This window comes from Actinomycetota bacterium (assembly GCA_040905475.1).
In the GTDB taxonomy this organism is placed as follows: domain Bacteria; phylum Actinomycetota; class AC-67; order AC-67; family AC-67; genus DATFGK01.
On record JBBDRM010000090.1, the window covers coordinates 20,727 to 28,909 of the forward strand.

Annotated in this window: 10 protein-coding genes; 3 read left to right on the forward strand and 7 right to left on the reverse strand. The window is 66.7% G+C overall.

The window, feature by feature from the left end:
* Window positions 1-567: 567 nt before the first annotated feature.
* Complete coding sequence (locus WEB06_10010) at window positions 568-3,039, reverse strand: BTAD domain-containing putative transcriptional regulator (protein MEX2555956.1); 2,472 nt, start codon at window positions 3,037-3,039, stop codon at window positions 568-570.
* Between the two features lie 120 nt (window positions 3,040-3,159).
* Between WEB06_10010 and WEB06_10015 the strand changes: the two genes are divergently transcribed.
* Window positions 3,160-3,549 carry an antibiotic biosynthesis monooxygenase gene (locus tag WEB06_10015; GenBank protein MEX2555957.1) on the forward strand — a complete coding sequence of 130 codons (390 nt, stop codon included), beginning with the start codon at window positions 3,160-3,162 and terminating at the stop codon, window positions 3,547-3,549.
* Between the two features lie 199 nt (window positions 3,550-3,748).
* Here the strand turns inward: WEB06_10015 and WEB06_10020 are convergent, their stop codons facing one another.
* From WEB06_10020 to WEB06_10040, 5 genes are read right to left on the reverse strand one after another with little or no spacing between them, the layout of a single operon-like run.
* Window positions 3,749-4,132, reverse strand: coding sequence for a type II toxin-antitoxin system VapC family toxin (locus tag WEB06_10020; GenBank protein MEX2555958.1), 384 nt, complete (start codon window positions 4,130-4,132; stop codon window positions 3,749-3,751).
* Window positions 4,133-4,137: 5 nt separating this feature from the next.
* Window positions 4,138-4,419, reverse strand: coding sequence for an Arc family DNA-binding protein (locus WEB06_10025; protein MEX2555959.1), 282 nt, complete (start codon window positions 4,417-4,419; stop codon window positions 4,138-4,140).
* Between the two features lie 32 nt (window positions 4,420-4,451).
* On the reverse strand, window positions 4,452-4,649 hold the full coding sequence (locus WEB06_10030; GenBank protein MEX2555960.1) for a hypothetical protein: 198 nt from the start codon (window positions 4,647-4,649) through the stop codon (window positions 4,452-4,454).
* Complete coding sequence (locus WEB06_10035; GenBank protein ID MEX2555961.1) at window positions 4,646-5,023, reverse strand: hypothetical protein; 378 nt, start codon at window positions 5,021-5,023, stop codon at window positions 4,646-4,648. Before WEB06_10035 ends, WEB06_10030 begins: the two co-directional genes overlap by 4 nt.
* Complete coding sequence (locus WEB06_10040) at window positions 5,020-5,235, reverse strand: DUF2795 domain-containing protein (protein ID MEX2555962.1); 216 nt, start codon at window positions 5,233-5,235, stop codon at window positions 5,020-5,022. The genes WEB06_10035 and WEB06_10040 overlap by 4 nt, the downstream gene beginning before the upstream one ends.
* Window positions 5,236-5,475: 240 nt before the next feature.
* Between WEB06_10040 and WEB06_10045 the strand changes: the two genes are divergently transcribed.
* Together WEB06_10045 and WEB06_10050 are read left to right on the forward strand one after the other, a co-directional pair.
* A complete protein-coding gene (locus WEB06_10045) occupies window positions 5,476-5,895 on the forward strand; it encodes a MerR family transcriptional regulator (GenBank protein ID MEX2555963.1) in 420 nt (139 codons plus the stop codon).
* A gap of 10 nt (window positions 5,896-5,905) precedes the next feature.
* Window positions 5,906-7,519: a peptide chain release factor 3 gene (locus tag WEB06_10050; GenBank protein ID MEX2555964.1), complete on the forward strand. Its 1,614-nt coding sequence runs from the start codon at window positions 5,906-5,908 to the stop codon at window positions 7,517-7,519.
* A gap of 480 nt (window positions 7,520-7,999) precedes the next feature.
* Here WEB06_10050 and WEB06_10055 read toward each other — a convergent pair.
* On the reverse strand, window positions 8,000-8,183 hold a 184-nt coding region (locus WEB06_10055; GenBank protein ID MEX2555965.1), incomplete at its 5' end, for a hypothetical protein.

Here is an 8,183-nt window from a genome sequence, read left to right on the forward strand (position 1 = left end):
TTCTCACCGGTCTCTCTCTCGATCAGTGCGGTCGCCTCGAAGGCGGCCGCGCCTTCGCTGGCTGACCAGCCTCGGTACCCCGCGTTTGAGACTTCTTCGGGATGGTCGTGAGATTTCAGTTCAGATGTCGGTTCAACTCCGCCTCAAGGCGCACGCTCTACCCGGCAGGCTTGGCACCTCAAGTCGTAACTGAAGGCGTCTTACTCGATGAGCCGTCGAGGCGTCGACCCGCCGCGCGAGCGGCGAGCGCTGTGTTCGATGATCGCCCGTTACGTAATCGACTATGGGCTTGCAGGCGAAGACGAGTACGACGAGTTCGCCTCCTTCGAGATGGATGTCCTCGCGCCAGAACGAACTTTGGTAGAGAAGTTGGCCCTGCCGCATCGCCTCAGCCTCAAAGATGACGGGCGTGCCCTCGCGGGGAGTGGGCGTCACCTCTACGACGTGTACAAGTATCTAACCGCTGAGCGAATCGTCAACAAGCTTCGATCAGATCCTGAGACCGTTGCACGGCTGGCTGATCATGCTGATGAGCAGAGCGTGAAGTGGGAGCTACCCGTCGAGCGCTCACGATTTCCTGTGAGCATCGGCGGTTTCTCCTGTCGAGGACTCAAATGGGAATCCTTGATCGCGCGCGGCGACATGCGCCAAGGCTTCGTGCAGGCGGACGCGGTCGTCTCGCGTCATGGTCTGGAATGCCGCCATCTGGATCAGTGCGTGTGCGAACCGGAACGCGCGCGAACTTGGGCGCTCGATCAGCCGCCGCCGCTCGAGCGTGTCGAGGTGCCGGTCGAGGAAGGGACGTGCCTCCTCGGGAAGGATAGCTTCCAAAAGATCCGTCTCGACGTCGACGCCGGCGATCGAGGCCGCACGCAAGACATCGCGCTCGCCCGGCCCGAGGCGATCGATCCTCATAGACAGCAGCCCGACGAGCGAAGCCGGGATCGTCGCCAGGTCGCCATCGTCGATGGCTGCGAGGAGCTGCTCGGCGAAAAGCGGGTTCCCCTGCGCAAGGTCGACGATTCGTCGCAGCGACCGTTCCGGCAGCGGGCCCGCGCGATCGATCACCAGCCGCGCGATGTCACCTGCCTCTAGGGGTTTGAGCGTGACGAGCTGGCCCCATGGCCACACCTCTTCGACCACGTCCGGCCGCGCGAGGCATAGCAGCAATATGGGCGCTGACGTCTCGCGCGCCAGGCTGTTCGTCGCCTCACGAAACCCCGGGTCCACCCAATGCAGATCCTCGAGGACGACGACGAGAGGATGCTCCCGCGCGACGGTCTCGAGCAGAAGGCGCAGAGGCCCGAAGAGCTCGTCGGCATGCGCCGGCGGCGAACGAAGCGCGATCGCGTCCGCGATCGCCGGGACTGTGTGGGCGCCGTCGTGTGCCTCGGCCAGGAGGTCGTGCAGACGGCGCCACCCCTGGATCCCGGCCGCCTCTACGACCGCCTGGCGAACGGGATAGAAGCCGATGGCGTCGCCCGGCGGCGGACACCGCAGCATGATCGCGCGCGCCTCGTCGCCGAGCGTCGCGATGACCTCTTTGGCGAGCCGCGACTTCCCGACCCCCGCGTCGCCGACGACGGTCACCGGCACGACGACGCCCGTGCGACGGGCGCGACGGAACGCTGATCGAAGCTGCGTGAGTTCTGACTGCCGTCCGATCATAGGCGCGTCGAGCGCGCGCGGGATCGGGGGAGCGCCGGCGACGACCTCCAGGATGCGCCACGCTTCGATGCTCTGGCCGCGTGTGATCTCGACGGGGCTGACGATCACGACGCCCCGAAGGAGCCGCTGCGCGCGGGGGCCGATGAGGACCTCGGCATCCGCCGCAGCGTGTTGAAGCCGCGTCGCCGCGGACACCACCGGGCCCTGAACCGCTTCGGTGAGCGATGCTCCGGCCCGCACGATGACATCGCCGGTTTCGAGGCCTGTACGAGCCTCGTACCGGACCGATTCGTGCGTCGATCTATCGTCGAGGCCGTGCACCGCTGTTCGGACATCGAGCGCGGCCTTTGTCGCGCGTACCGCGTCGTCTTCGTGCGCCACGGGGAAGCCGAAGAACGCGACGAGCTGGTCGCCGGGCGATCGTTCGACCCGTCCGCCGTGTTGCTCGAGCACGACGACGGCGACGTCCGCTGCCAGCGTGCCCGCACGCGTCACCGCTTCCGCATCGACGCTCGGATCCGCGGTAGGCGCTACATCGATCGCAACGACCGTCACGCGCCTCCGCTCGTGCGGCAACCAGGACGAGTCGTCGGTGCGCGCACGCCCGGGCGTCCGCTGGAGCTCGAGGGCCGGATCCTGACGGAGGATCGCCGCCTCGAGCTCGCGGAGCGCGGGGCTCGGCTCCAACCCCATTTCATCGAGCAGGAACACGCGCGTGGCGCGATAGACGTCGAGGGCCTCTGCCTGCCGGCCCGCCCGGTAGAGAGCCATCATCAGCAATCCGCGGAGCCGCTCGCGGAACGGGTGCGCGGCGATCGCTTCCTGCAGATGGGAGACGAGGCCGGTAGCGCGACCGAGCGCGAGCTCGGCTTCGAACCGTAGCTCCACCGCTTCGACCCGTGCTTCCTCGAGCGCCGCGATCGCCCGCTGCGCGAACGGCTCGTAGACGAAGTCTGCCAGCGCAGGTCCGCGCCACAATGCGAGTGCGGTCGAGAGCGTTGCGGCGCGCAGATCGGGCGTCGCCGCGCGCGCCTTGTCCACCAGTCGGGTGAACCGATGCGCATCGACCGCCGCCAGCTCAACGGCGAGCCGGTAGCCTGGGCCGATGGTCTCGAGGAGATACGCGGGCGCGCCCTTCGCGCGCTGCGGCTCGAGTGCTTTCCGTAATCGAGAGACGAGTCCCTGGACGACGGTCGTCGCCGTCGCTGGCGGGTGCTCGCCCCACAGCTCGTCGATCAAACGCTCGGAAGCGAGCGGTTCGCCTGCGTGGAGGATCAGGAGGACGAGAATTGCCCGGGCCCGGCCCGAGGGCAGCTCGATGTGTCGAGCGCCGTCCAGGACCTCCAGCGACCCGAGGATTCGGAATTCCATGCCCGCGCTTCCCGCCGCCGTTAGCGAGCCGTTAGCGGCCCGGTTCAGTATGTCATCCGCAAGGGCCGAAGAGGCGCCTCCGGCCGACGACGGGAAGCGATGGGACGAAAGGGGAGTCGGATGACAGGGCCGTTCATCGCTGTGTTCACTTACACGATCAAGCCCGGCAAGCTCGAGGAAGCGCGCAAGCGCTGCGGTGAACTCGTCGACTTCGTCGAGACGAACGAACCGCGGATGATCGCGTTCCACCTCTTCCTCGACGAAGAGGGCAGCAAGTTGACGGTCGTTCAGGTCCATCCGGACGCGGCGTCCATGGAGTTCCACCTACAGGTCAATGCCAAGCACTTCGCGACGGCGTTCGACTATCTCGACAAGCAGCTGAACGAGCAGTACTACGGGCCGATGTCCGAGGCGCTCGCGGCGGAGCTCTCGAAGTGGGACGAGCCCGGCCGTAAGCTGATCCGCATGCCGGTTCACGAGGCCGGCTTCACGCGGACGAACGTGAGGTAGCCGCTACACGCGATCGCGGATGCCCCGGCGCGTCCGGGGCGTTCGCATGACCGGGCTCGTCAGATCAGTCACGTGTGTTCTCATACCGTTCCCTCCGCGGAGGCGGAAGGAATCGAACCCACCAGACCCCTTGCGAAGCGCGTACGCGAACCCGCCGCGCTGCGTCGCTTGCGGCCAGCAGGTTACAGCGGCAGGGAAGCTATTCTCGAATATTGTGGATCGTTACGGTGATAGGCGCTCTCGCGAGAGGTCCATCAGCGGTGATGATTTCGCCGTCGACGGCGACGGCAGCGCCAACGTAGAGCGCGTCGTACGCCGAAACGTTGTCCCGTAAACCGAACGCAGCAACGAGGAGCGGGCGGTGAGATAGCCGCGCGAAGGGCCAAGCGATGAGCATATCTACCGCTTCGCCTGCACGTTGCGGAGAGACGATGCCTTGAAGCGTCTTGCGGCGGATGAAAGAGATCACTTCGGCATCGATGAGCTCGGGCGCAACGACGACCTCCCGACCGATCAGATCCAGAGCCCGTTCGCCGAGCGGAGTTCGGAAGAGCACCTCGGCCGCCGCCGAGGCATCGATCACATAGGTCAACCGCTTTTCCGTGCTTTGCTTCGATGCGGAGTGTCGAGGTCGACGTCGCGCTCTCCGCGGATCTCCTCGATGTCCCGGGCGGCGGGCCGATCGAGCACGACGGCGCTGAGTCGCGCGAGCCGGCGACCGAATTCAGCGGGCGTCGGAACACTGAGATCACGCTCGATGAGCGAAAGAAGATAGTCGCTCATGCTTCGGCCTTCTTTGCGCGCGCGCCGTCTGACGCGTTCGCGAATCTCAATAGGGACGCCTCGGATCTGAATGTTCGTCGTTTCCATGATTGGCAAGCTAGCATGCAATATGCATGCTGTCAAAAAGGGTGGATCGGGATGGGTCCCGGCCCTGGCAGAGGTGCAAGCGTCTGGGCGAACACGCTCGCCATGTGTGCGCCGTCCATGCCGCCTCGTTCGAGCAGCGATTCCGCTCCCTCGAAGGGCGCCCCGAGCGCGTCGCCGACCAGCGCGCCGCGGAACTTAGCTGCGAGCTTCTCCGGCTCCTCCGGCCTCACTGATCCTTGCGTGTGCCGGAACCGAGCCCGCCGGTGTCGGTCCCCCATGCGTGGCGGCTCACCACCGGCATTGCGTCGGGCGGCAGTGGTGCCTTGGAGCGCGTGAGTGTCTCGATCAGCGCCCGGTCGCAGGTCCGGCAGAGCTGCACCTTGGTGTAGCCAACGACCGACATCTGGTCGCCGCGCACCTTCTCGACGACCGCCTTTGGCGCCTCGACCAGGTCGCGTCCGCCGCAGTTCGGGCAGGTGGGTCGGGGATCGCGCTCCCAGCTGTGCCCGCACGTGTCGCAGATCAGCACGATCACCTCGGCATCGCGCTCGCCGCGCAGCCGCTCCCGCTCGCCGCAGGAGGGGCAGGCGATGTCTCGGGTCATGGCGTTCCGATCGGGATGCCGGGAAGCTCTTCCCAAAGCTGGCGGATGTCGGAGAACCGGCGTGCGGGGAGCTGCTCGAGCGTCGAGATGACCGCCACGGGGGCGCCGGCGCTGCGCGCACGCTCCAGAAGACCCTGCTTGGTGGCGGGGCCAGCCTGGGTGAACTCCATCGCGACGCACTCGATGATCTGCATGCGGGTGGGTCTGCTCATGAGCGTGGTCCTCGCCTCGTCGTGTTCCCGGACCCCGTTGTACCTTACTCTAACGTTAGGGTAGAGTGTCGACACGATGAGCTCCACAGAAACCCCCCAACCGCGCGTCCGCGCGCCGGCGCGACCGCGAAGACGCCCCCGCGATCCGCGGGATTGTCTCCGGTGCGCCAGCGCCGGCTCTGTCCCGTCCCAGACGGGACGATGCGAGATCTGCGGCCACGAGGCCGAGAGGGCGGGCGCGTGAACGAACAGGGGCTCTACCAGATCGGCGAGGTCGCCGAACGGGTCGGCTTGTCGCTGCGGACCCTGCGCTACTACGAGGAGGTCGGCATCGTCCAGCCCTCGGGGCGCAGCCCCGGCGGGTTCCGTCTCTACGACGAGTCCGACATCGCCCAGGCGAGCTTCGTCAAGCAGCTCAAGCCCTTGGAGTTCTCGCTCGATCAGATCCGCGAGCTGCTGGAGATCCGCGACCGTCTCACCGGCGCCCACTCGGGTGCGATCGAGCATCTCGATCTCGCCGAGCGCCTGCAGATGTTCATCACCGCGGCCGAGGAGCGCAGCCGAGCGCTGATGGAGCAGTCACAGGGCGCGAACGCGCTCGCCGCCTCGCTGCGTCGCCTGCGCGGCAAAGCGAGACAACGCACGAGCACGCGCGGGTAGACCAATCGCGATGCAAACCACGACGGTGTCCTCGGTCGCGCACGCGGCGCAGCAGCGGCGCACCTTCGCGATCATCTCCCATCCCGATGCGGGCAAGACCACCCTGACTGAGAAGTTCCTCCTGTACTCGGGAGCGATCGCCGAAGCCGGGGTCGTGCGCGCTCGGCGTGAGGGCCGCGCCGTTGTCTCGGATTGGATGGATCTCGAGCGCCAGCGCGGCATCTCGATCACTTCGACGGTCTTGCGGTTCGACCACCAGGGCGTGCACTTGAACCTGCTGGATACGCCGGGCCACCGAGACTTCTCCGAGGACACCTATCGCGTGCTTACCGCCGTCGACGCCGCGATCATGGTGCTCGACGCGGCCAAAGGCATCGAGTCCCAGACCCGCAAGCTGTTCGAGGTCTGCCGCCTGCGTGGCATCCCGCTGCTGACCTTCATCAACAAGTACGACCGGCCCGGCATGGAAGCGCTGCGGCTGCTCGACGAGATCGAGCAGACCCTCGCGCTTCACGCGGCACCGGTCGTGTGGCCCGTCGGGATCGCCGGCGACCTGCGCGGCGTCCTCGACCGCCGCGACGGCTCGTACCACCGGTTCGGCCGCACCGCCCATGGGGCCCGGCAGGCGCCCGAGGAACACCTCGACGCCGCGCGCGCCGCCGCTGAGGACGGCGATGCGTGGCACCGCGCCGAAGAAGAGACGGCGTTGCTGAACGCGATCGGCGCCGACCTCGACCGGGACGAGTTCCTCTCCGGCCGGTCGACGCCGGTGTTCTTCGGATCCGCGCTCACCAACTTCGGCGTGCGTCTCCTGCTCGATGCCATCGTCGAGCTGGCGCCCGCGCCGTCGGCTCGCCCGACACTGGAGGACGGCGCTCGGCACATCGACGCGCCCTTCTCGGGCTTCGTGTTCAAAGTCCAAGCCAACATGGACCCCAACCACCGTGACCGGATCGCGTTCGTTCGCGTCTGCTCGGGACGCTTCCAACGCGGCATGACGGCAACCATCGCCCGCACCGGCCGGCCGTTCGCCCTCAAGTACGCCCATCAGGTCCGCGGACGCGACCGCGAAACCCTCGACGAGGCCTACCCCGGCGACATCATCGGGCTGGTCAACGCGACCGAGCTTTCGCTCGGCGACACCCTCTACGTCGATCGGCCGGTGAGCTTCCCGCCGATCCCGACCTTCGCGCCCGAGCACTTCGCCGTCGCGCGCAACCGCGACACCAGTCGTTACAAGCAGTTCCGCCGGGGCCTCGCCGCCCTCGACGAGGAAGGCGTCATCCAGGTTCTGCGGCACCCCGACCGCGGCGATCAGGCACCCGTTCTCGCCGCCGTCGGTCCCATGCAGTTCGAAGTCGCCGCGCATCGGCTCGCACAGGAATTCGGCGCCCGCGTCGACCTCTCACCCCTTGATTACACGATCGCTCGCCTCACCGACGCCGCGGGAGAACCCCTCCTGCGCCTTTGGCGCGAAGCTGAGGTCCTGCACCGTGCCAACGGGGCCCGCTACGCATTGTTCCGGAGCCAGTTCTGGCTCGAGCGCTTCCAAAAGGACCATCCAGACGTATGGCTCGAGACCGTGTTCGTCGATCACTCCGGTACACATTCTGCCAACGGGTGAGGCGTCGCGAGGACAAGCGCATTCCCCGGTCGTTGAGACGAATCCTGAGGCAGCCTCCAAGTCAATCGAACCGACCTCGTTTCATGTGGGGCTAAGCTCGACAACTCCGTGGATGCCTCCCGATTTCGGAACTGGTGGCATCCATCTCTTCTCGCCCATCCAGTCCATAGAGTCTTCCCAGCTTGCCCGATGCGTGCCGTCGCGTTCGGTGAGTTGCGTCGAGTCGGACTTCTATCCCATTCGGTCTCAAAGACCGGTGTCATTCATCCCGCGGCGCCCATCGCGCGCGAAGAGATCGGCTACGTCGCGTTGCGTATCGCCTGGTAACACAGTGCACCACCCGTTGAGCCATCCTCTTTAGAAGGTTCTTCAGAGTCGTGGCCCCAAGTTGGCCCCAGCGTGTCACCGATCCAAAGACCTTTGCGATGGTCGCCGATCCGTTGTCGCTGGTCAGAGCCACTAGCGGAGGCGGACCGATAGTCATACGGACCCGGGATGGCCTGGCCGGCGGCCTTGGGTGAGCCCGAAGAATTGGGGGCGTGTCGCAGAGCCCGCCGGGTAGCTCCCTTTGAGTTGGGGTGAGGCGAAGGGATCACCGATCTCGACGATCGCGTGCAAGCCCTTGCTGCCGCTCGGCTCGACGCCGAACGCGCAGCGCCGCGAA

Excerpts from the sequence above, each read along its gene's own strand:
- WEB06_10010 (MEX2555956.1), bottom strand. The coding sequence starts at position 3,039 with ATGGAATTCCGAATCCTCGGGTCGCTGGAGGTCCTGGACGGCGCTCGA.
- WEB06_10050 (MEX2555964.1), top strand. The coding sequence starts at position 5,906 with ATGCAAACCACGACGGTGTCCTCGGTCGCGCACGCGGCGCAGCAGCGG.
- WEB06_10025 (MEX2555959.1), bottom strand. The coding sequence starts at position 4,419 with ATGGAAACGACGAACATTCAGATCCGAGGCGTCCCTATTGAGATTCGC.
- WEB06_10040 (MEX2555962.1), bottom strand. The coding sequence starts at position 5,235 with ATGAGCAGACCCACCCGCATGCAGATCATCGAGTGCGTCGCGATGGAG.
- WEB06_10015 (MEX2555957.1), top strand. The coding sequence starts at position 3,160 with ATGACAGGGCCGTTCATCGCTGTGTTCACTTACACGATCAAGCCCGGC.
- WEB06_10035 (MEX2555961.1), bottom strand. The coding sequence starts at position 5,023 with ATGACCCGAGACATCGCCTGCCCCTCCTGCGGCGAGCGGGAGCGGCTG.